At 65.4% G+C, this 21,689-nt stretch carries 19 protein-coding genes; 7 read left to right on the plus strand and 12 right to left on the minus strand.

What is annotated here, in order from left to right; genetic code table 11:
• Positions 1-94 precede the first annotated feature (94 nt).
• Together ACFUTU_RS08740 and ACFUTU_RS08745 are read right to left on the minus strand one after the other, a co-directional pair.
• Positions 95-1,063, minus strand: coding sequence for a polysaccharide deacetylase (locus ACFUTU_RS08740; RefSeq protein WP_377963226.1), 969 nt, complete (start codon positions 1,061-1,063; stop codon positions 95-97).
• 29 nt (positions 1,064-1,092) lie between these two features.
• Positions 1,093-2,625: a purine-cytosine permease family protein gene (locus ACFUTU_RS08745; protein ID WP_377963228.1), complete on the minus strand. Its 1,533-nt coding sequence runs from the start codon at positions 2,623-2,625 to the stop codon at positions 1,093-1,095.
• A gap of 133 nt (positions 2,626-2,758) precedes the next feature.
• On the opposite strand from ACFUTU_RS08745, the gene ACFUTU_RS08750 reads away from it, so the two are divergent.
• The 4 genes from ACFUTU_RS08750 to ACFUTU_RS08765 all read left to right on the plus strand — a co-directional run bounded on the left by ACFUTU_RS08750 (position 2,759) and on the right by ACFUTU_RS08765 (position 5,906).
• Positions 2,759-4,336, plus strand: coding sequence for a PucR family transcriptional regulator (locus tag ACFUTU_RS08750; protein WP_377963230.1), 1,578 nt, complete (start codon positions 2,759-2,761; stop codon positions 4,334-4,336).
• A gap of 171 nt (positions 4,337-4,507) precedes the next feature.
• Positions 4,508-5,203, plus strand: coding sequence for a maleylpyruvate isomerase family mycothiol-dependent enzyme (locus ACFUTU_RS08755; RefSeq protein WP_377963232.1), 696 nt, complete (start codon positions 4,508-4,510; stop codon positions 5,201-5,203).
• A gap of 80 nt (positions 5,204-5,283) precedes the next feature.
• On the plus strand, positions 5,284-5,727 hold the full coding sequence (locus ACFUTU_RS08760) for a universal stress protein (RefSeq protein ID WP_377963234.1): 444 nt from the start codon (positions 5,284-5,286) through the stop codon (positions 5,725-5,727).
• Positions 5,728-5,777: 50 nt separating this feature from the next.
• Positions 5,778-5,906 carry an FAD-dependent oxidoreductase gene (locus ACFUTU_RS08765; protein WP_377963236.1) on the plus strand — a complete coding sequence of 43 codons (129 nt, stop codon included), beginning with the start codon at positions 5,778-5,780 and terminating at the stop codon, positions 5,904-5,906.
• A gap of 373 nt (positions 5,907-6,279) precedes the next feature.
• Here the strand turns inward: ACFUTU_RS08765 and ACFUTU_RS08770 are convergent, their stop codons facing one another.
• Together ACFUTU_RS08770 and ACFUTU_RS08775 are read right to left on the minus strand one after the other, a co-directional pair.
• Positions 6,280-6,750 (minus strand): hypothetical protein, encoded by a 471-nt coding sequence (locus tag ACFUTU_RS08770; protein ID WP_377963238.1) that lies wholly within the window; start codon positions 6,748-6,750, stop codon positions 6,280-6,282.
• 38 nt (positions 6,751-6,788) lie between these two features.
• The gene (locus ACFUTU_RS08775; protein ID WP_377963240.1) at positions 6,789-7,346 is read right to left on the minus strand and encodes an NADPH-dependent FMN reductase; all 558 of its coding nucleotides are present in this window, start codon (positions 7,344-7,346) and stop codon (positions 6,789-6,791) included.
• A 428-nt stretch (positions 7,347-7,774) separates the two neighbouring features.
• On the opposite strand from ACFUTU_RS08775, the gene ACFUTU_RS08780 reads away from it, so the two are divergent.
• The 3 genes from ACFUTU_RS08780 (at position 7,775) to ACFUTU_RS08790 (ending at position 11,486) form a co-directional block, all read left to right on the plus strand.
• Positions 7,775-9,139: an MFS transporter gene (locus ACFUTU_RS08780; protein ID WP_377963242.1), complete on the plus strand. Its 1,365-nt coding sequence runs from the start codon at positions 7,775-7,777 to the stop codon at positions 9,137-9,139.
• Positions 9,140-9,176: 37 nt separating this feature from the next.
• Complete coding sequence (locus ACFUTU_RS08785) at positions 9,177-10,448, plus strand: aminopeptidase P family protein (protein ID WP_377963244.1); 1,272 nt, start codon at positions 9,177-9,179, stop codon at positions 10,446-10,448.
• Between the two features lie 174 nt (positions 10,449-10,622).
• Positions 10,623-11,486: an IclR family transcriptional regulator gene (locus ACFUTU_RS08790; protein WP_377963246.1), complete on the plus strand. Its 864-nt coding sequence runs from the start codon at positions 10,623-10,625 to the stop codon at positions 11,484-11,486.
• A 51-nt stretch (positions 11,487-11,537) separates the two neighbouring features.
• Here the strand turns inward: ACFUTU_RS08790 and ACFUTU_RS08795 are convergent, their stop codons facing one another.
• From ACFUTU_RS08795 to ACFUTU_RS08830, 8 genes are all read right to left on the minus strand, one after another.
• Positions 11,538-12,878, minus strand: coding sequence for a right-handed parallel beta-helix repeat-containing protein (locus ACFUTU_RS08795; RefSeq protein ID WP_377963248.1), 1,341 nt, complete (start codon positions 12,876-12,878; stop codon positions 11,538-11,540).
• 23 nt (positions 12,879-12,901) lie between these two features.
• Positions 12,902-14,482 (minus strand): glycoside hydrolase family 32 protein, encoded by a 1,581-nt coding sequence (locus tag ACFUTU_RS08800; RefSeq protein WP_377963250.1) that lies wholly within the window; start codon positions 14,480-14,482, stop codon positions 12,902-12,904.
• 60 nt (positions 14,483-14,542) lie between these two features.
• Positions 14,543-15,595, minus strand: coding sequence for a LacI family DNA-binding transcriptional regulator (locus ACFUTU_RS08805; protein WP_377963252.1), 1,053 nt, complete (start codon positions 15,593-15,595; stop codon positions 14,543-14,545).
• A gap of 84 nt (positions 15,596-15,679) precedes the next feature.
• A complete protein-coding gene (locus ACFUTU_RS08810; RefSeq protein ID WP_377963254.1) occupies positions 15,680-16,630 on the minus strand; it encodes a carbohydrate ABC transporter permease in 951 nt (316 codons plus the stop codon).
• A complete protein-coding gene (locus tag ACFUTU_RS08815; RefSeq protein ID WP_377963256.1) occupies positions 16,630-17,517 on the minus strand; it encodes a carbohydrate ABC transporter permease in 888 nt (295 codons plus the stop codon). Before ACFUTU_RS08815 ends, ACFUTU_RS08810 begins: the two co-directional genes overlap by 1 nt.
• Before the next feature lie 80 nt (positions 17,518-17,597).
• On the minus strand, positions 17,598-18,878 hold the full coding sequence (locus tag ACFUTU_RS08820; protein ID WP_377963258.1) for an ABC transporter substrate-binding protein: 1,281 nt from the start codon (positions 18,876-18,878) through the stop codon (positions 17,598-17,600).
• A 98-nt stretch (positions 18,879-18,976) separates the two neighbouring features.
• On the minus strand, positions 18,977-19,150 hold the full coding sequence (locus ACFUTU_RS08825; protein WP_377963260.1) for a hypothetical protein: 174 nt from the start codon (positions 19,148-19,150) through the stop codon (positions 18,977-18,979).
• Between the two features lie 592 nt (positions 19,151-19,742).
• On the minus strand, positions 19,743-21,380 hold the full coding sequence (locus ACFUTU_RS08830; RefSeq protein ID WP_377963262.1) for a M23 family metallopeptidase: 1,638 nt from the start codon (positions 21,378-21,380) through the stop codon (positions 19,743-19,745).
• Positions 21,381-21,689: the final 309 nt, after the last annotated feature.

Consider the following 21,689-nt stretch of genomic DNA (forward strand, 5'->3'; position numbering starts at 1 on the left):
ACGGACACCTGCGCCCTCTTGTGAAGGGCCTCAAGTGTCCGTTCGCGCTCGTGTGAAGGGCCTCAAGTGTCCGTTCGCGCCAACCCGGAAAGGGCTAGCCCAGAGCCGGCGCGGGTACCTGCACCTGGCCGGGCTTGAAGCGGGCTCCGAAACCCGGGGCAACAGGCACCTCGATCCGGGCGTGGGTGTGGACCTCGGCAACAGTGGCCTTGGCATGCTCGGCGATCTGCTCCAGCGTTGTCACCCACATGCCGTCCATGCCCTTGACCCGCTCGATCAGCTGCTCAAGGGCCACCGCCTTGGACGGCCGGCCCGAGATGAACGGGTGGTTGGTGAGCACGAAGCAACTCCCCTGCGAGTGGTGCGCCTGTGCCTCGAGCGTCCACATCTCCAGCACCTTCGCCGGGCTTTCGATCACGCCGCTGCCGGTCACCCCCGGGTAGAACGCGTACTGCTCCCAGTCGTCCAGCGTCCAGTCCACCGGGATCTCCACGATGTCGCGGGTGTCACCGGAGGAACCAGCACCGGAAGAAACAGCCATCCGGTACGGCGCGTCGCCGTCGAGCAGGCTGGAATCGTAGAGGAAGCCGCGGTCCGCCAGCAGCGCCGGGGAGTGCCAGTTCAGCTCCCACCACGGCGCCCGGTACCCCACCGGCCGGATCCCGGCGACCTTCTCCAGCGCCTCGAGCCCGCGGTCGATATAGGAGGCCTCGGTCGCGGCGTCGATTCCCTGCATCGGCTCGTGCAGGTAGCCGTGGTGCGCCACCTCATGCCCGCCGTCGACGATCTGCCGCACCACATCCGGGTAGCTTTCCGCCGTGAACCCGGGGATGAAGAACGTCCCGCGGACCTCCTGCCGCGCCAGGATCTGCAGCAGCCGGGGCACGGCAACCTTGGGCCCGTACGACTGGTGGCTCATCAGCGACATGCGCCGCGTGCTGCCGGGATCGTGCGCGATGACGCAGGATTCGGCGTCGACATCGAAGGTGAAAGACGCAGCGGCGGTGTAGCCGGCGGGCCAGGTGATGGGGTGCTGGGAATCCGGGAAGGCGCTGGGGCTCATGCCGTGGGTTCCTTTCGTAGTAAGAGTGGTTAGAGTTCGACGGCGGGAACGGGCTGGGGTGCCTGCCCGGCGGCAGGTGCGCTGACAGCGGCGGCGGTGGTGCCGCCGTCGGACGTCACCGTCACGTATGGCCGGTGCAGCCGGGGGCCGAGTACCGCGTAAACCGCTGCGCTGGTGAGTCCGCCGGCCAGCCAGGAGAGATCCCAGCCGCCCAGGGCCACGGCGATGGGGCCCTGCATGATCGGGATGAGCCCGTACATGAACAGCCAGGTGGCCACGATCCCGGCTAGCAGCGACGTGACGCCGGCCCAGTTGACCACGGGGAGGCGGCGGGTGCCCACGCCGTCGAACAGCCGCTCCACGTTGCCGGGCCAGCGCTTCTCCAGCCAGAAGTAATGCACCAGCATCACGCCGCCCCACGCTGCCACCCATGCCACCAGGCCGATGAGCCAGGCGTCGAGGACCGCGGCGAAGTCCTCCTGGAAGATGAAGTAGATGACGGCAATGAGCGAGAAGACGCCCACGAAGAGGTTGAGCTTGCGTCGGCTGACGGTGATGTCGAGCGCCTGGGTGGCGACGGAGAACGTGTAGATGTTGAGGATGTTGGTGGCGATGGGGCCGTGGAGCACCATCAGGAGCACGGGCAGCGCCAGGGCACCGAAGTTCTGGACGATGAGCTTGCCGGGGTCCACTTCGCCGCTGTTGGTTGCCAGGCTTGCGCCGAGGACGCCGAGCCAGACGACCGGGATGAACTGGCCCAGGACGGAGGCGAGGTAGACCTTTTTCTTGGGCACGGTCCTGCTGACGAAACGGGAGTAGTCGGCGGCGTAGGTGAACCAGGTGATGCCCCAGCCGATGCCGATGGCCGTCATCACCGCGCTCATCGCGGCGATCCGCTCCGAGCCTTCGAGGATGTTGCCCGCGGGGCCGGCGTAGGTCCAGTCGATCTTAAGGCCGAACCAGGCGACGGCGGACATGACCACCAGAATGATGATGGTGGGCGGCACGGTCCATTTTTCGAAGGCCGCGATGGCCTTGTAGCCGAACCAGGCGATGGCCACCTGGGCGGCCATGATGAACGTGGCGACGCCGATCTTCCAGGCGTAGTTGTGGGCTGCGGGATCCACCCAGCCGAGGGTGCCGAAGAGCGCCATGACCAGGTCGAGGATGATCCAGGTGTTGACGGCGCACCAGCCCACCACCAGCAGGGCCTGGATGGCGGCCGGGAGGTAGTTGCCGCGGCGGCCGAACGCGGCGCGGGCCAGGACCATGCCGGTGGCCCCGGTCTTTTGGCCCAGCAGGACGAAGCAGCCGAACAGCAGCATGCCGATCAGGTTGCCCAGGACCAGGACGGTGACGGTGTCGGCGAAGCCAAGGCCCAGGTTGATGCCGAGGGCGCCGAGGACCCAGTTGATCGGGGCGAGGTTTGCGCCGGCCCAGATCCAGAACTGGCCGGACACTTTGCGGGTGCGGGCGGTTTCCGGGATGGGCTGGAGCCAGGCTTCGAAGTCCTCGGCCTGCTCCATTGCGGGCCCGGACTGGGGTGTTGAGGGATTGTGCATCGGAAAAGCCTCCGTGTGAGGAAGAAGAGCCTCCGTGAAGAAGGGATGAATTAAGCCTATGTGGGGCCCATCACACCAACAAGGTACGATCTGTCTAGCAGAATTCACTTGCCTATGACGGAGTGTCAGATCAGTGTTCCTTGAAGACGTCCTGAAGAACCGGAGCCTCCAGGCGGCTGAGCCGCTTCTGCGCGCCGCCGCCTCTGCTGTGGCCGGCCGGCAGGTGCGGTGGGTGCACTCCAGCGAGGTGCTGGACATCGCTCCCCTGCTGCGCGGCGGAGAGCTTCTGCTCAGCGGCGGGCAGGCCCTGGCCACGGCCACCGACCGGCGGCGGGTGGACTACGTGCGCGAGCTTGCGGGCCGCGGCGTCGCGGCTGTTGCGATCGAGACCGGGTCCGTGCTGCCCGACATTCCGGAGTCGATGCTGGTGGCGGCCGAGTCGAACGGCCTGCCGCTGTTCGAGCTCCGCAAGGTGGCGCCCTTCGTGGGCATCATGCAGGACATTAACTCGATCCTGGTGGGCCAGTCCGTGGAGCTGCTCCAGCGCGGGGACGAAATCAGCCACGCCATGGCCGCCGAACTCGCGCACGGCGGCGGGCTGGACGAGGTGCTCGCCGTGCTCGCCGGGCAGACCGGGACCGGGGTCCGCCTGGTGTCTCCGGCGGGGGTGACGCTGGGGAGCGCGGGTGTTGGTGGCGGTTCGGAGGGCGGGACTTCCGACGGCGGCGCTGCTATCGGAGTGAGTGGAACCGGCGGTTCGGGGATGGTTCGTACAACAGTTCCGGGGACGACGGCGGCGGGTACGACGGCGGTCGACGTTCCGGTCCGCGGCGTGCTCGCAGCCCGGCTGGAGCTGGAGCTCGCCGAGGGGGTCGACCCGACCTTCATCCGGGTGGCCGGCGAACGCTCCGTCGACATCCTCGGTCTGGCTTTGCTGCAGCGGATGCCGCCGGGCCTGAAGGAACTGGCAGGCGCGGAACTGATGCGCGCCGTCCATTCGGGCGCCCAGCCGTGGCGCCTCGAGCAGCTGGGGGCGGCGGCGGGATTCGCCGTCGACGGTCCGGTGGCCGCCGTCATGATCCGTTCCGCTGCCTCCGGCCGGCTGCGCCCGGCACTGGACTCGGTCCTTGCGGTGTCGGTTCCGCGCGCGGCGAGCTATGCCGACAAGCTGGAACTCATCGCGCTGGCCGGTCTTCCCCGGGAGGGAACCCGTTCGGCACGGTCGTCGCTGATTGAGGGGCTGGTGAGCCTGGAGGTCCCGGAAGGTTCGGCGATCGCCGTCGGCCCCCTGGGGCAGGGCATTGGTGAGGCTGCCTGGTCCATGGCGGAGGCGCGGCGGACGCTTGACCTGGCCCCGCGGGCTGGCCGATCTACAGGCGGTTCCGCGCAGGTCAGGGATGCGGATGCGTTCAGTGCCGAGCGGCTGGCTGCCGAAAGTATCGACGCCGCTGCCCGCCGCGACTTCGTCCGCCGGGCGTTGGGCCCGGTCCTCGAGCACGACGAGCAACGGAATTCCCAGCTGCTGCACACGCTGGCGGTATGGCTCGATTCCGGGTGCAATACCGCGCAGGCGGCACGCGAGCTGCACCTGGAGCGGCAGTCGATGTACCACCGGCTGCAGCGCATCTTCGACCTCTGTGGCGGCGACCCCCGCGGAACCGGCTGCCTGGCAAGCCTCCACCTGGCAACCCGCCTGGCCTCCCTCCCCTAGCCCCACGACCCTTCCTCACGTCCCGTCGCTTCAAACCCAACGCGTCCTCACCTCCCGCCGCTTCCAACCCAACGCGCCCTCACCTCCCGCCGCCCAAACCCCAACGTGTCCTCACCTCCCGTCGCTGCAAACCCAACGCGTCCTCACCTCCCGTCCGGATACGCTCGAGTCATGTTGCCCGACCGCTACCTCGCCGAACTCACGCATAGCCTCGAATTACTCGAAGTACTTGCCCGTCAGCCGCAGAGCACACTGGAAAGTCCGGTTCCGGCCTGTCCCGGATGGACGCTCAACGAGCTTTGCGGCCACCTCGGTTCGATAGAACGATGGGCTGCGGCGGTGGTTCGCTCCGGCGAGCAGGTCCAAGCTGCAGCCCCACCGAAGGAGAACGCAGCAGCCTGGTTCCTCGACGGCATACCCCAGTTTCTAGCCACTATGACTTCACTGAACCCTGCGGCGCCGTGCTGGAACTTCGGCCCTCCGCCACGCACGGCCGGTTTCTGGCTCCGCAGACAGGCGCACGAACACGCCATCCACCTCGTCGACGCCCACCAAGCATCAGGCCTTCCGGACCCAGAGTTCGCAGAAGACTTCCTGGTCGACGGCATCGACGAAGCGCTGGCCATGTTCGCACCGCGGCAGATCCGGCTGGAGCGGATGGCCGACCCGGGACGAGCGGTCGCCTTCCGGGTCCACGGCGGCACAACCTGGATAGTCGGCGCTGGCGAAATAGTGGCATCGGTCGCTGCAGTGCCGCAGGAAATGTACCTGGGCCTCTGGGGCCGGTCCAGCCTGCCAGACCAAGCGGTCATCGACGGCGACACCGACCTCGCGCTGCGTGTCATCCACGGTCCGCTCACACCGTAAAAGGACGACGCCGGGACTGAGGAAGCGTTGGGCTCGAGGCAGCAGGACGTGAGGACGCGTCTGGGGAAACGCGGCAGGAAGTGAGAGGGCGTCGAAAGGGCCCGGCTGCGCTTAAAGTCGGAGTCGATGGCAGCGCCACGGCCAGAAAGGCAGCCGAGGCTGCACGAGACCTCGCCACCGCACTTGGCGCCACCCTCCATGTCGTGTCGGCCTTCGACAGTGACCGCTCGGACGTCTTCGGCACCGCCAGCAGCAAATGGCTCGTCTCCGACGCCGACAAAGCCGAACACGTCGCCAGGGCCGTCGCCGAGACCCTCGGCGGGGACATCAAAATCACCTACGCCGCAGCCTCCGGCCGGCCTGCGGACGCTCTCATCAGGGAAGCACTCAGCAAGGAAGCCCGCCTCATCGTCGTGGGCAACCGCAGGATGCGCGGCATCGGCTGCGCACTGGGCAGCGTAGCCAACAGCGTCGCCCACAACGCACCTTGCGACGTCTACATAGCCAACACCTACGACGACTAAAACGACGTTGTGTCGACGTATGGACACTGATTTTTCACTAGGAGACCAGATTGCATGACGTAGTAAATGTTGGCGGCGGTGCCGCGGGACTGGGCACCGCGTACTACCTTCGGGACTCAGGGCTGAACGTCCTCATCCTGGAGTCCGGCCACGACATCGGCGGCCGGTCCCACAGCTGACCTGCTACGGAAGTTCCTCGGGCCACCTACCAGGATTTGGCGACGACGAGGAAAGGGTCGTGCAGTGGATGGAGGACGTGTACACGGTGGCGACCCAGCTGCGCGGCCGGGTCCTCGCCGTCCACGCCCAGACCTGGCAGCACTGCTTGGCCCGGATCGCTGCACTTCGCCGGCGACTACACGTCGGAGACCGCCGGCACGCACGGAACCCACACCGAGGCCGAACGGGTTGTATCGCTGATTCGGGCTTCCCTGAGGCCGACAGAATAGGCGCGACGGCGGCATGGACCCTCGCACGGGTCCATGCCGTCTCCACCCCGACGCCCCCTCAGATCCTGCCGCCTCCACCCCGACGCTCCCGCAGATCCTGCCGCTATGGGGTGACGGTGGCTTTCACTACCGAGAAAAGCCTGAAGTAATTCGGGCACACACTCAGTTTCTCGTCGGCCGGAACACGTGCCCCATCCAACGCCACCTTGGCCCCCTCGGACAGTGACGAACCGTCTGGCAGGGCAAGTGACTCCCCTTTGAACGTGGTGCCTTGCGGGAAGATCAGCGTCGTCATTTCGCCGTCGCCGGCCCGCACCACGACGCAGCCTGCGCCGTCCGCCGCCAAAGTGCCCAGGAGCTGGCCGCTTTCCTCGGGGACCGACGACACGCCCGCGTGCACCAAGGCATTCTTGCCCCCGGCGCTTTGTACCACCGCCGTCGGCATGTTCGGCTGGACGGACGATGTAGGCGACGAGACCACGGGCTTCACCTGCGGCGTCGAGCATCCTGCAAGCAAAAAAACAGCGGAAACCGCAGCAACCAAAGCACCCCGGCGCATCATGTTTACCCCCAAGTTCGACGGCGATCCTTGGGTCCCAAGCATAGGCGCTGTCAGGTGCGCAGCGTTTTGAGCGCGGTGGACCACGAAATCAATTGGTCCAGGAGGGGCTTCAAAGCCTCCTCGGCGTCCTCACTCGGCGTGAAGACGGTGTAGTTCGCAAACTCCGACGCGAAGGGCAAGGCCACCTGGGCGCGGACGCTTGCCATCTGCAGTTCGGCGGCAATCAGGCGCAGGTTCTCAACAGCCCGGACTCCCCCGGCGCTTCCATAGCTGACAAATCCGGCGGCCTTATTGTTCCACTCGGCATAGACGTAATCGAGCGCGTTCTTCAGGGCCCCCGGGACGGAGTGGTTGTATTCGGCGGTCACAAAGATGAAGCCGTCAAACCGCGCAACGGCCTGCGCCCAGACCTTCGTGTGCTCGTGGGTGTACTGGCCCATCGACGGCGGCATGGGCTCATCCAGCAGCGGAAGGTTGTAGTCCGCCAGGTCCAGCAACTCGAAGTCCGCACCTCCGCGGGCAGTGGCCCGTGAATGCACCCACTCCGCCACCTGCCGGCTGCGGCGCTGCGGACGCGTACTGCCGACAACCACTGCAATCCTGACCATGCTTTACGCTCCCGTTCTTTGAGGTGATCCCCTGGTTCCGCGCCATTAGGTACAACCCCGACGGCGGCGCCGTTAGTCCCAGACGCTTCCTCACCTCCCGTCGCCTCTCCCCCAGCCCTTCCTCACCTCGGTTTGGAAGGTGAGGAAGCGTCCCGGCCAACCTGACGAGAGGTGAGGACGCGTCAGGGATAGGGCGACGGGAGGTGAGGACGCGCTGGAAGTCCGGCGAGATCTTTGCAGCTCATAAGGCAACTAAGTTGCGTTCAAAGCAACCATGAATGACGCTTGCGGGCCCGGCCATTCCCCCTCCCCCTAACTGATGGAAAAAGAATCGGCTCAAACCACCCATTGACGGATGAGCTGGATCACACCTACTCTGGTGCAACAGCGTTGCAACACAGGCAACCCGAGATTTTATTGGTGGACACATGAAACCCCCGACACCTCAATCTTCCGAAGCGCCCGGAGCAGCAGCGCAGCTGCCCGGCAGCGCAACAGCAACCCCCTCCGGTGACGAGGTCAGCAAGGACACCCGGCGCCGGGTGGTCACCGCGAGCTTCATCGGCAACTTTGTCGAATGGTTCGACTACGCCGTCTACGGCTACCTGGCCGGCATCATCTCGTCGGTCTTCTTCCCCGAGGCCGACCGCCAGACGGCACTGCTGGCAACCTTCGGCGTCTTCGCCATCTCGTTCTTCGTCCGTCCGCTGGGCGGCTTCTTCTGGGGCCACATCGGCGACCGGCTGGGACGGCGGAAGGCCCTGTCACTTTCGATCGTCATCATGTCCGCGGCCACGTTCTGCATTGCCCTGATCCCCGGTTACGGCACCATCGGCATCCTGGCGCCGGTCCTGCTCCTGCTGGTCCGCGTCGTCCAGGGCTTCTCCGCCTCGGGCGAATACGCCGGGGCCTCCGCCTTCCTGGTGGAGTACGCACCCGCAGGAAGGCGCGGACTCTATGCCGCCGTCGTACCCGCCAGCACCGCGGCGGGCCTGCTTCTGGGCAGCCTGCTGGCCGCACTGCTGACCGCAACACTCAGCGAAAGCCAGCTGCACGACTGGGGCTGGCGGTTGCCGTTCCTGCTGGCGGCTCCCATGGGCCTGATCGGCCGGTACATCCGCACCAAGCTCGAGGACACCCCCGCCTTCCGCGCCCTCGCCGAGGACAAGGAAGGAACAAAGGCGCCCGCCAGGGACATGTTCCGCAACAACCGGAAGCAGCTCATCATCGCCACCGGCGCGGTGCTGCTGAACGCCGTCGGCTTCTACGTCATCCTCAGCTACATGCCCACCTACCTCGCCGAGGAACTGGGCTTCGGCGCCGGCGAATCGTTCCTGGCCACCACCATCGCCCTGGCCAGCTACATCGGCTTCATCTTCCTCACGGGCATGGCCTCGGACCGGTTCGGCCGCAAGACCATGCTGCTCACCGCGTCCGTGCTGTTCATGCTGGTGACGGTCCCGGCGTTCATGCTCCTAGACACCGGCAACTTCCTGGTGATCGTCCTGGTCCAGATCCTCCTGGGCGGCATGCTCACCCTCAACGACGGCACGCTGCCCAGCTTCCTGGCCGAACTCTTCCCCACGAAGACCCGGTACAGCGGCTTCGCCGTCAGCTTCAACCTCTCCAACGCCCTGTTCGGCGGCACCGCCCCGTTCATGGCCACCCTCCTGATCGGCCTCACGCACAACAAGCTGGCCCCCGGCTGGTACCTCGTGGCCGCCTCACTGGTTTCCCTCATCGCAGTCCTGTTCGCCACGGAGACTTCCAAGAAGCCCCTGCAGCAGCACTGACACCACACCCACCCCAGAAAGAAAAGGAAAGAACAGCATGACCATCACCGAGAACCTCCCCCGTCCGGACAACACCGTCAACGACGTCGCCAAGCTCGAGCGCCTCAAGGTCCTCAACAATGGCGAAAAAGTCAGCCTGACCTTCTCCGACGCCGAGTTCGAGCGCCGCCTCGCCGGCCTCCGCAGCATCATGGCCGAGAAGGACCTGGACGCCGTCGTCCTGACCAGCTACCACTCGATCAAGTACTACTCCGACTTCCTGTTCACCTACTTCGGCCGCTCCTACGCCATGGTGGTCACCAAGGAGGACACGGTCACCGTCACCGCAAACATCGACGCCGGGATGCCCTGGCGCCGCAGCTACGGCGAAAACCTCGTGTACACGGACTGGCGCCGGGACAACTTCATCCACGGAATCCAGGAAGTACTGCGCACCCGCGGCATCAATGTCCGCCGGCTCGGCGTCGAGGACGACTCCCTGCCGCTGGACAACCGCAACAAGATCCAGGCCGCGTTCGAGTCAGCCACCCTGGTGGACGTGGCGCAGGCCGCGATGCGCCAGCGCATGATCAAATCAGCCGAGGAAATCGAGGTCATCAAGCACGGTGCACGCATCGGCGACCTCGGCGGCGAGGCCATCCGCAACGCCATCACCGCCGGCATCACCGAGTACGAGGTTGCCCTGATCGGCACCGAGGCCATGGTGCACGAGATCGCCCGCACCTTCCCCAACTCCGAGATCCGCGACACCTGGGTCTGGTTCCAGTCGGGCATCAACACCGACGGCGCACACAACTGGGCCACCACGCGGAAGATCCAGGAACACGACATCCTGAGCCTGAACTGCTTCCCCATGACCTCCGGCTACTACACGGCCCTGGAGCGGACGCTGTTCTACGGCGAACCCGATGCCCGTTCGCTGGAACTGTGGAACATCAACGTCGAGGTCCACCGGCGCGGCCTGGAGCTCATCAAGCCCGGCGCCGTCTGCAAGGACATCGCCGCCGAGCTCAACGAGATCTACATCTCGCACGGCCTGCTCGCCAACCGCACCTTCGGCTACGGCCACTCCTTCGGCGTCCTCAGCCACTACTACGGCCGCGAAGCCGGGCTCGAGCTGCGCGAGGATATCGAAACCGTGCTCGAGCCGGGCATGGTGGTCTCTATGGAGCCGATGATCACCGTCCTCGAGGGCCAGCCCGGCGCCGGCGGCTACCGCGAGCACGACATCCTGGTGGTGGGCGAGGACGGCGCGGAGAACATCACCAAGTTCCCGTTCGGCCCTGAGCACAACATCATCGGCGCGTAGCGTCCCCCGGTAACCACCAGCAGGCATGCCCTCCCCGCCGCCGGGCCCACAGGCCTTCAGCCAACAGTCGCGAATTAACCGCTTCGGGTTAAGTACGACGGCGGCGGGCGGCTGGGAGGGCATGCCCGCCGTCGTTTCGGCGAACCGATACAGCAAAGACATAGAGTGAACACCATGACTCCCCCGGCTTCCCCAGCGAACCGAGACGCGGCCGCCAAACCGGCAGGCCCGGATTCGGGCAAAGACGCAGGCAACGGCGATGCCCGCGGCGCCTCCGTGATCGTCAACGCCATAGCGGTGCTGCGCAGTTTCACGGCCGACGAGCCCATGCTCGGCGTCACCGAGATCGCCAGCCGGGTAGGCCTGCACAAGAGCACGGTGTCCCGGATCCTGGCCACCTTTGAGCAGGAGCACCTGGTGGAGCGGGATCCGGACACGCGGCGCTTCCGGCTGGGATTGGGCCTGATCGCGGTGGCCGGGCCGCTGCTGGCCGAACTCGAGGAACGGCGTGTGGCCTACCCCGTGCTGCGCGAACTCACCGAACGCACCGGTGAAACCAGTGCGCTCATGGTGTGGAACGGCAGCGAGTCCATGTGCGTGGAGCAGATCGCCAGCCGCCAGCAGGTCAAGCACACCACCCCGCTGGGTGCGCGCTACAACGACGCCCTGAGCGCCTCGGTCCAGATCTTCCTCGCCGCCGAACAGCCCGAGCGGGTCGGCACCCTGCTCCGCAACGGCACCATCTCTCTCCCTGGCCTGGACGAGCACTCGGTCGAGGCGTACCTGCAGCGGCTGGAGGAAGTCAGCGAGCGCGGCTGGGCGATCAACTACGGCGAGACCTCCATCGAGGAAGTCGGCATCGCAGCCCCCGTCTATGACCACCGCGGCGACATCGTTGCCTCCGTCCTCATCCCGGCACCCCGGTTCCGGGTCTCCCCCGACACCCTGGAAAGCCTCGGCGAAGCCTGCGCCAGCGCGGCCCGGGTGGTCACGCAGCGCCTCGGCGGCGTGGCACCGAAGCAGCGCCGCAGCGCCTAAGCTGCACCCTATGCCTAGGCTGCGCCGCGCCTAGGCTGACCTCTGTGCCGCCTAGAAGCCGACCGCGGGTGTGGCCCGAACGGCGTTAACAGCCCTGTCTGCGACAACTTGGGCGTCACTTCCGGAATCAAGGATGGTATTCCGGACCGATCCGGAATCGACTATGACGGCCGTGACGGCGAGGCCGTCCGAGACCCCGGTGGTCAAGAGGGCGTCCACCTGTGCCGCGAAGCAGGAGTCACTTGAGGTGGAACGGACGTCCATCGCCACCACGTGGTTGTTGGAGACGAAGTTGCCGGCCCCCGCCTTCAGTCGGATGACGACGGGCGTCGCACCTGCAGGCCGGATGCTTTGTGAGTCGATGATCTGGGAGAAGTGGTTGCCGATGACAGAGTTGTTGCTGCCGCTGACACAGAGAAGTCCGTTGAGGTCGTCCAGTCCGTTGTCGACTCCCAGGAAGGGCGTCCACGGCTCATGGTCACGCAAGAAGTGATTCGTCGCCACGAGGTTTTCCGAACTGTTCGCTGCCAGGACCACCATCCCCGGGTAGAACGAATGCAGGCGGTTGTTGGTGACGCTGGAACGCGTGACGCCGTCGAAATGAACGCTGCTCGCACCGCGGGGGAAGATGTTGTTCGCGGTTATCAGGAGGCCGCCATGGTTTTGGGCGTAGATCGAGTGGCCCTTGAAGCCTGCTCCGATCAGGTTGTCGGTGATCTTTGATGCCTGCCCCCACCCGCGCAGCTCGATGCAGCTTCCGCATTCAGCGATGAAGTTGTCGTGGATCGAAAGCGCGTCCGCGTTGTAGATCGTGAGGGCGTGCTCAAGGTAAATGAACCCCATGCCGGTTACGCGGAATGAGTCATTGGCGTTCGCCACATAGATACCGGTCTTGCCGTTGACGTAGGTGTTCTCCGGATGCATCCCGGTGCCATCCGCGTTGAAGTGCAACCCGTCGATGCAGAAGTTGGAGAACTCGACCGAGCTGATCCGCGGGCTGCCGGTTCGCTCAACGTAGAAGGCCGCCCGCTTGGATTCCTCCCCGTCCTGGCCGAGGGGAATGTCGACGATAATGCGGCTCCCTCCCGGCCACAGCTCATGCAGGTCCGGCCACTCGTCCTCGGGAACATTGAACCGGATGCTCGAGGACGTGAAGCCGTGTCCCGAGCCCTCGATTCTCAGGAAACTGATGTCGATCACCACCTGCGTGCGGAGGTGGTAGTCCCCCGGCGGAATGTAGATCACCGCGCCCGGCTTTCCTCCGTTGTCCGCATCGGTGACGGTCTGCCGGTCCTTGATGTCAGCGATGATGCTGTTGATGACTTCACCGACATCCTTGGACGGATTGCCGACCGGCCACGTAGTCACGTCGTAGTAGTTGTTGCTTGACATAGCTTCCTTCCTTGGTGTCCCGGTCAGGCGAGTGTTGAGACCGCAAGCTTCAGTATTGTTGCTGAGCCGCCCTCCGCCGATAGCCAGTTCTCCTGGTTTCCGGCATCGGGGAAGATGAGATCAGTCATGGCCACCTTGCCGCCCTGGGCGAATACTTCAACCGAGCAGTGGTCGACGACGATGAGCAGCTTGAGCACACGGTTTTCCAGCTCAACCGGTACTGCCTCGGCCGAGGCGAATTTCCCGTGGAAGCTGGTGTTTCCTGATTGCCTGCGGTCAAGGATGAGCTGCCCGCTTCTGGTGTCGTAGCTAAGCACGGTGCCCTTGCTCCCGTCACCGCTTCCGAAAAGCCGGAAACCAAAACGTTCGGCGCTTCCGGGCCGTATCTCCGCCGCGATGATTTGGGCAGCACCGGGTACCGCATCCGGCAACCGGAGGGCTGAATTTCTCAGCTCAAGGTTGTCTTTGTTCATTTGGCCCCCAATAGGCAGCTCTTCGACTGCGCGGACGCCCGCCAGGACCGGTTCCTGGATCAGCCGGGCGGAGCCGTTGACTGCCGTGAGCCGCACTTCGCGGGCGAGGGTCATCGACGACCGCCAGGGGGCGGTGGGCAACTCGTTGGCGTAGTCCCAGTTGCTCATCCAGCCGATGATGATGCGCCGGTCGTCCGGGGCGTTGCTGAAGGATACGGAGGCGTAGCAGTCGCGTCCCCAGTCCAGCCACAGGCATTGCTGCAGGGCGGCGTCGGCCTCATTGGGGCCGGGGAGGGAGGTTAGCCCGTCTGGCGCCGCGAGTGAACCGGCGTCCGGGCGGAACCGGACGCCGTCGAAATGCCCGATGAAGTACTGGCCGCCGGAACCTCCCGCCACGGCGCCGGGATTGACGTTTACGATCAGCACCCATTTGACGTTGTCCGGGTCCCCGTCCACCGCCAGGGGAAAGAGGTCGGGGCACTCCCATTCGCCGGCGTCGGCGTTGGCCGGGCCGAAGTCGCTCAGGAAGTCCCAGGATTTGAGGTCTTCCGAACGATAGAAGACCACCTTTTGGTGCTGTGCTTCGACGGCGACCATGACCCAGCAAGCCCCGTGGTCCCCCTGATAGCGGAAGACCTTGGGATCACGGAAGTTGGCGGAGTTCCTGCTGAGGACAGGGTTTCCTTCGTATTTCCGCCACGTCATTCCTGCGTCCGTGCTGTAGGCCAGGGACTGGGCCTGCGTTCCGCTGTGTTCGGACCCGGCTTTGTAGGCACTGGTGTAGATGGCTACGAGGGCAGGTCCGTCCGCCGTGCCGAAACCGGACGTGTTGCCGTGGTCGACGACGATACTCCCCGAGAAGATGTCCTCTGTCTCGTCGCAGGCAATGGCAACCGGGTGTTCCGTCCAGTGCAGCAAGTCACGGGAGGTCGCGTGGCCCCATGACATGTTGCCCCAGACGTTGTCGTACGGGTTGTTCTGGAAGAAGAGATGGTACAGGCCGTCGTGGAAAACCAGGCCGTTGGGGTCGTTCAGCCAGGTATCCCGTGCCGTGAAGTGGATGGCGGGCCGGAACCTGGAGGTTCCGGGCGGGGCTGGTTCCGGGCGTGCGGCATCAAGGCAGCTGGACATGTGTGGCGTTCCTCTTTGGAAAGTAGCGGGGCTGGTTGGAAAGCGGCAGGGGCTAACTGCCTATTGCCGGGGAGCCGCGATGGAATCTCGGGCCACGAGGGGGCAGCCCAGGATGGTCGGGTGGATTGCCATCAGGGAAAGGTCGGTCTTCCCCTCGACGGCGTCGATCAGGTGCTCGGTGGCCCAGGCACCCATCTCGTAGTGGGGCAGGGCCACGGTGGTGAGGCCCGGGTGGAGGTTCGCGGCGATCAGTTCCTGGTCATCAAAACCGACGACTGAAAGGTCATCGGGGATGGTGAGTCCCAGCTCCGCAGCGGCCCGGTAGGCTCCCATCGCCATCCGGTCGTTGTAGCAGAACAATGCGGTAGGCATATCGGCACGATCCTTCCGGGACAGGATCCGCCGGGCCGCCTCATAGCCGCCTTGCACCTCGGAGGCCGCGGCCTCGACTGGTGCCGCGTCGCCGTCGAGCCCTGCATCGGTCAGCGTGGCCCGGAAGGCCCGGAGCCGCTGGCGGGTTGCGGGGACATCGTCGGTGTTGTTGAGGAAGCCCACCCGGGTGTGGCCCACCTCGAGGAGCGCGCCCACTGCAGCGCGTGCACCGCCTTCCTCGTCCGGGATCACGGCTGTGATGTTTCCGCCGGTGGCCACCGAGTCGACCAGGACGGAAGGCACGCTACCCAGGTTGGCCGGCAGCTCCACGTTGCGGTGGTACATGGTGGCGTAGAGGATTCCGTCGACCCGGCGTTCCAGGAGGGCCTCGACGTCGGCCTGCCGGGATTCGAGGCTGGCGGAGCCGGAGGTGTTGATGATCATGAGGTTGTACCCCCGGGCTTTGGCGGCCTCGTCAGCGCCGAGGATGATCCGGCCCGCGTGGGGTGTGGTGGCGATGTCCTCACTGACCAGCCCCAGCATGCCGGTCCGCTGGGTGCGCAGGGCCTGCGCCAGGCGGTTGGGGCCATAGCCCAGTTGCTCCGCAATGGCCCTGACCTTGTCGCGGGTTTCCGGCCTGACCCGGGCGTAGGAAACCTCGTTGAGGACGTGGGAGACGGTGGTCACGGACACGCCGGCGGCAACGGCCACGTCCTTGATACCGATGTTCTTGTTGCTCATCTGTCTCCCACGTCCTTATGGTTGGTGATGCCCCAGGGGCTACCAGTAGGCTACTGGCTGATTGTGGTCCAGCCCTTGACGGCGCTAGCCCTTGACTGCCCCGAGCGTCATACCTGCGACGATCTTGCGCTGCAAGAGCAGGGTCAGGAGGATGACCGGGATGGAGTAGACGGCGGCCAGCGCCGTCATGGACCCCCAGTCCAGGCCGAACTGGGTCTGGAAGTTCGCGATCACCACGGGCGTGGTCTGCGAGCGGATCGCAGTCATCAGGAGTGCGAAGAGGAACTCGTTCCAGGAGGCCAGGAAGGCGAAGATCGCGGTGACGGCGATGCCGCCGGAAACCACCGGGATCACCACCCGCCACAGGGCCCCAAGCCTGCTGCAGCCATCCACAGTCGCGGCTTCCTCCAGGTCGTTCGGCACCGCCTCGAAGAAGCTGGACATCAGCCAGATCGAGAGCGGCAGCGAGATGGTGGTGTGGGCGATGGACAGAGCGACGGGAGTATCTGAAAGGCCGGCGGCCGCCATCATTGAAGCCAGCGGAATGCCGATCGCCACCGGCGGCACCATGCGCGTGACCAGGGCGGCCATGATGAAGATCCTGCCGCTGAGCGTTTTATACCGGGTGATGCCGTAGGCCGCCGGTACCGCCAGCACGAGTGAAAGCGCGGTGCTGATGACGGCCGTCTGGATGCTGTTGATGAAGGAGGCCGGCACTCCGCTGCGGCCCAGCGCGTTGGCGTAGTTCTCCAGCGTCCATTCCCGGGGCAGGATGGTGGGCGGCACCGCGATGGTGTCTATCGGCGTCTTGAAGGACGTGAAGATCAGGTACAGGAACGGGAAACCGTAAAGCACCATCGCTGCCGCGAGGAGGATCCACAGCAGGGCCCGGGTGCTGCGGCGGCCAGCTTCCAGGCCTTCGCGGTTGACGCCCCGGCGCCTGCGGGCCGCGGCTGTGGTGACAGGTACGGAAGGTTCCGCGGGCACGTCGGCCGGCATCCCGGCGTCGTGCTTACTTGTTTCGGCGACGCGCATCAGTTGTCCTTTCCTGGCCGCCAGATGGTGGCCACCGCGACGAATGCGACGGCGAGCATCGCCAGCAGGTAGATGGTGCCCATGGCGCTTGCCAGCCCGGGATCGCCGAAGCGGATCATGGTCCGGTAAATCAGCAGGCTCATGGTTTCCGACGCCGACTGCGGGCCGCCGTTGGTCTGGATGAGGATGGTGTCGAACGCCCGGGCCGCGTCGATTCCGCGGACCACCAGGGCGACGGCGATGACTGGCCGCAGCAGCGGCAGGATGATCCGGAACAGCAGGGCCGGTGCCCGTGCGCCGTCAAGGCGTGCTGCCTCGATCAGGTCCCCCGGGATGTTCTGCAGTCCGGCGAAGAGGACCAGGCACATGAATGATGTGGTGAGCCAGATGTCCGGGATGGCAACGGAGTAGAGCACGATGCCGGGATCGGACAGCCAGCCGATCTGGTTCGGGTTGGACAGGATACCCGCCTGGTGCAGGAGGGTCCCGATGAGCCCGAAGTTATCGATCATCAGGAACTTCCAGAGGAGGCCTGCCACGATCGGGGCGATCATCAGTGGGTACATAAACACGGTCCGCCAGATTTGGGAACTGCGCCCGAGGGTGGTGAACAGCAGCGCCATGCCCAGCCCGAGGGCGAATTCCAGGGTGACCACGACGAGGGTGTAGGCCAGGGTCCGCCACCCGGCACCGGTGAAGGCCTCGGACGCGAAGGCACGGAAGTAATTGTCCAGGCCCACAAAGTCGCGGGGGCCGCCGGCGATCGGGGAAATTTTGAAGAAGCTGTCCGCGACGAGGCGGAACAGCGGGAAGGCCACAAACACTGCCAGGAACAGCGCCGCGGGTGTCATCAGGAACAATGCGAAGCGGCGATCGGAGATGCGCACGGTTTTCTCTTCCGCTGGTTGGGGCCGCGGCCGGCACCGGACTTGCAGTGCCTCATCGGCAGGCGCCGGCCGCGGGGGTCTTACTTAAGGAGGTCCTCGATCTGCTTCTTGGCATCGGCGAGGAGGGCGGTCGAGTCACCGCCGGCCACGGCCTTCTGCAGCATGGGAACCAGCACGGTGTCCACGATCTGCTGCCACTTCTCAGTGGCCGGGCGGGTCGCGGTGGCCTTGCCCTTGAGGGTTTCGATCAGCGGCTTGAAGCTCTCGTAGCCGGCCTTGTCCTGGTACTTCTGGAAGGCGGAGATCCGGGCGGCCAGGCCGAGGTTGGATTCAATGCCCTTGTCGTTGTAGTCGTAGGCGCACTTGACGAATTTCTTGGCCGCTTCGGCGTTCTTGGTGGCCTTGGGCACGGTGAGGTACCAGGGTCCCGGAACGGCCCCGACGCCGGCGGATCCGGCGATCATGGGAGCCGCTCCCACTTTGCCGGCCACCGGTGAGTCCTTGGGAATCTGCCGGTAAGCGTGGGCCCAGAAGCGTGTCATCGCCGTCTTGCCCTGGTTGAACAGGTTCTGCGCAGCGGCCCAGTCAACCTGCGCGGCACCGGACGGAGCTGACTTGGCAAGGCCGACATAGAAGTCCAAGGCTTCCTTGTGCGCGGCGTTGTCGATAACCACCTTGTCGCCGTCCAGGACCATGGGCGAGCCGGCCTGCAGGACATGGGCCAGCCACTCGGTTTCCACACCGCCCTTCACGTCCGTCCCGTACATGCCGTCCTTGGTGAAGAACTCGGAGATGTCCTGGTACTGCTTCCATGTGGTGGGGGCGGCCAGGTCGTAGCCATACTTGGCCTTGAAGTCGGCCTTGTTCTTGGCGTCTTCGAACAGGTCCTTGCGGTACAGGATAATTTCGGCGTTGGTCCAGGCGGGCATGCCGATGAAGTGCCCGTCCACGTTGGCTTCCTTCACAAGCGCGGGGAAGATGTCCTTCTTCGCCTCGTCGGTAAAGAGCTCATCGATCGGCTGGACGGCATTCTTGAAGCTGGGCAGCCACACGGAGTCCAGGGCGGCGACGTCGAAGGAGACGTTGCCGGAGGAGAACTCGCTGGAGAGCCTGTTGAACATGCCGTCGTAAGGAAGTTCGACGAAATTGGCGGTGACGCCCGTTTCTTTCTTGCACTGTTCGGCGACGCCTGTCAGTTCGGCGTGGCCGCCTGCCTCGACGAGGACGTTGACTGTGCTGGTGCCGGCGCTACCCGGCGTTGCTGCCGGGCCCCCCGCGCCGCAGGCGGTTGCTGCCAGAAGCACCGCGGTGGACAACCCGCCAATGGCGGTGATCCGGGAAATCGTGGTTCGAGAGGACATCGCTGTCGACTCCCTTTCTTTTGAACGGAATCTATGGGCTGGGTGGGGCTGGAAAGCTTCAATTCGCTGAAAAATCGTTTTGCCAAATCGACTTGGCATCACATTAGGGCCAGCGCGGGAAACGTGTCAAGCGTCACTCGGAAGTTTTCCGGGCCCTTGCCGGCGCCGCGCCAGCCGCCATAGAGTGAGCCCCGGCTATAGACAAATCGTTTTGTCTTATCTGTCAGGAGCTTCATGCGGATGCCGACAGACAGCCCCTGGCGTTCCGGCACTTCCCAACCTTGGCGCGCGCAGTCAGGTGACCTCGGGTCAACTCGTCGCTACCTCAAAGGAAACCAGATGAAACCCGTCCCCAACATCACCGCAGGAGTGTGCTTCGGGCATTCCCGACGTCGGAGCAAGTGACAAGCAGCCCCTAGCCATGACAGCCGCCAGCGCCGAACCCACACAGGCGGGCGCACGCCCGACGCCGGCCAGCGTGCGTCGGGGCACCGTCACCTGATTGGCGTCAGCTAGGAGACTGACAGCACAACAAAGCGTTCAGCCCCCATCGCTGTGAGGAAATCAGCTTTGACCGCCGTTAAGGCGGTCGGCACCCTCCGTGTGGTGACGCCCGTCACCACACGGAGGGTACCAAGAGACCCCACGGCCACCCATACAACGACATCGGATTCAACATTTGGGTTGCAAGCACATGTAAACGCGGGGCGGTTCATCCCTTCAGCGTCGTTGGTGCGGGCGAGCTGGGCAGCTGCGAAGACGTGTCTTCGCTGGCTTGGTGCGCCGAAATTCCAGCCGTCTCGGCTCGGGATTACCGGAACTTTGCAGGTGGCTATTTTGAGTCTCCCGCTCCTGGCTCCCAGGTTACGGCTGAGCAGGCGACGCCGCGGGAGCCGGAGCAGGCGCGGGATCCGGATCGACAACCGGCGCCGGAGCAGGCGCCAGGTTTACAACCGGAGCCGGAGCAGGAGCCGGATCGACAACAGGAGCCGGTGCCGGAGCAGGCGCCGGAACCGGAGCAACCACTACCGGCGCCGGAACCGGAGAAGGTTCAACAGCCGGTGCCGGTGTAACCGCGGGAGCAGGGGCCGGTTCAACAACCGGAGCCGGCGTAACCGCGGGAGCAGGAGCCGGCTCAACAGCCGGAGCCGGAGCCGGCGTAACCACGGGAGCAGGAGCGGGCACAACCACAGGAGCCGGAGCCGGCGTAGCCACAGGAGGCTTAGGGGCCGTCGGCGTCGGAGCTGGCCTCAAGGGCTTCGGCTTTGGAGCCGGAGCCACCGGCACGGGCTTCGGCTTTGGAGCCGGAGCCACCGGCTTGGGCTTCGGCTTTGGTGCCGGAGCCGGCTTGGGCTTCGGCGCGGACACCCTGGGCGCTGGAGCCGCCGGCACGTTCGTTGCCGGCTTGGGCGTGGCAACTGCCGGCACGGAAACCCAAACGGGAAGCCAAGGGTAAGTGTTAGATGCGGAAACAAACGCAGCCGCAGAGGAGTAGGAGGTCCTCGCAGCCGAAACAGCGCGGTTAGACGATGCCTGCCGGTCGTCCGTGACCGCGTGCCGGCTGGCGCTGGCCCCCACCGGAACAGCCCAGGAAGGCGTCTCGGCAGCGGAGCCAGCGTTCCGGTAATCAGTCATCTTGGTCTTGGCAGCCGATGCCGAGGGCCGCAGCCGCACCAGGGTCCAGTTGTCAGGGTCCGTGTGTTTCCCGTTCAGGATGGTTTCAAAGTGGAGGTGGCATCCGGTTGACGACCCCGTGGTCCCGACCTTGGCGATGAGCTGGCCCACCTGGACCGACTGGCCCTTCTTCACACCGATGCTCTCAAGGTGGTTGTAGGTGGTGATCAGGCCGTTGCCGTGATCGATCTCCACCCTGTTACCGCCGCCCCACGGATGCCAGCCCACGGCCCGGACCACGCCGGAATCCGCTGCATACACGCGGGTTCCGCAGGCGGCGGCGAAGTCCTGACCCCAGTGGAACTCACCTCCCGAACCGGTGATGGGACTTGTCCGCAGCCCAAAGTGCGAGGTGGGGGTAAGGACCTCCAGCGGCGCCATCAGGGTTCCTGCCGCAGGGCGCTGAACCTTGCTTGAAGCCGCATGGAGTTTTTTGCTCGCTGGCTTTGCCGCCGTAAAGACCACGGTCCGGCTGTAGGACACATACGCGTCCGCGGAGGCCGAGACGGCACCGGCGGTTGACACCAGGGTGCCTGCCGCGGAGCCCTCCGCAGCCGTAGCGAACGAAGCCGTAGCGAACGAAGCCGGGGCAACGACGGCCGATCCGAGGGGCGTGTTGACGGAGGTGTCACTGCGCGTCGTGGCCGGCACGGACGGAAGACCGGCCGAAAGGACCGGGCCGGCGCCCTGGAATCCGAAGGCGTAGACAGCCAGGAATGCCGCGCCTGCGCCCACCCGAACGGCGCGGCTCAGAACGGGACGAGCAGCAACGGCATGACGTAGGTCCTGCGGCCGCCGGACAGCGGCTGGTGCCAGATGCTTTGACATTGTTTCTCCCCATGAAAGGCCGCCGGAGGCTGGTCGATGGCGGCTCGCTTCTAACATGGGAGCATGCCGGGCAAGGCCGCGGAACCGATTCGGCCGCATATGTGGATAAGCTCAGGAAATCTTGACCGGGACCTACCCCAACTTGCGCAAATCTTAAGGTGACGTTGAGGAATGCCGGCCACTGAAGCAGGCCGCAGCAGAGGGGGTTCCCAGCGTTGGGAACCCCCTCTGAAGCCACCCAAGAAATAAGCCATAGTCCCCGGCACCGCACCGGAGTATCCTGTGTTCCGCCCGGCCCGTGGCGCCCGG

This window comes from Arthrobacter sp. NPDC057388 (genome assembly GCF_042668165.1).
Taxonomy (GTDB): Bacteria; Actinomycetota; Actinomycetes; order Actinomycetales; family Micrococcaceae; genus Arthrobacter.

What these genes read in the sequence shown, in the direction of transcription:
- ACFUTU_RS08740 (WP_377963226.1), bottom strand. Translation starts at nt 1,063, where the DNA reads ATGAGCCCCAGCGCCTTCCCGGATTCCCAGCACCCCATCACCTGGCCC.
- ACFUTU_RS08810 (WP_377963254.1), bottom strand. Translation starts at nt 16,630, where the DNA reads ATGCGCGTCGCCGAAACAAGTAAGCACGACGCCGGGATGCCGGCCGAC.
- ACFUTU_RS08800 (WP_377963250.1), bottom strand. Translation starts at nt 14,482, where the DNA reads ATGTCCAGCTGCCTTGATGCCGCACGCCCGGAACCAGCCCCGCCCGGA.
- ACFUTU_RS08805 (WP_377963252.1), bottom strand. Translation starts at nt 15,595, where the DNA reads ATGAGCAACAAGAACATCGGTATCAAGGACGTGGCCGTTGCCGCCGGC.
- ACFUTU_RS08790 (WP_377963246.1), top strand. Translation starts at nt 10,623, where the DNA reads ATGACTCCCCCGGCTTCCCCAGCGAACCGAGACGCGGCCGCCAAACCG.
- ACFUTU_RS08830 (WP_377963262.1), bottom strand. Translation starts at nt 21,380, where the DNA reads ATGTCAAAGCATCTGGCACCAGCCGCTGTCCGGCGGCCGCAGGACCTA.
- ACFUTU_RS08795 (WP_377963248.1), bottom strand. Translation starts at nt 12,878, where the DNA reads ATGTCAAGCAACAACTACTACGACGTGACTACGTGGCCGGTCGGCAAT.
- ACFUTU_RS08755 (WP_377963232.1), top strand. Translation starts at nt 4,508, where the DNA reads ATGTTGCCCGACCGCTACCTCGCCGAACTCACGCATAGCCTCGAATTA.
- ACFUTU_RS08780 (WP_377963242.1), top strand. Translation starts at nt 7,775, where the DNA reads ATGAAACCCCCGACACCTCAATCTTCCGAAGCGCCCGGAGCAGCAGCG.
- ACFUTU_RS08745 (WP_377963228.1), bottom strand. Translation starts at nt 2,625, where the DNA reads ATGCACAATCCCTCAACACCCCAGTCCGGGCCCGCAATGGAGCAGGCC.
- ACFUTU_RS08820 (WP_377963258.1), bottom strand. Translation starts at nt 18,878, where the DNA reads ATGTCCTCTCGAACCACGATTTCCCGGATCACCGCCATTGGCGGGTTG.
- ACFUTU_RS08785 (WP_377963244.1), top strand. Translation starts at nt 9,177, where the DNA reads ATGACCATCACCGAGAACCTCCCCCGTCCGGACAACACCGTCAACGAC.
- ACFUTU_RS08775 (WP_377963240.1), bottom strand. Translation starts at nt 7,346, where the DNA reads ATGGTCAGGATTGCAGTGGTTGTCGGCAGTACGCGTCCGCAGCGCCGC.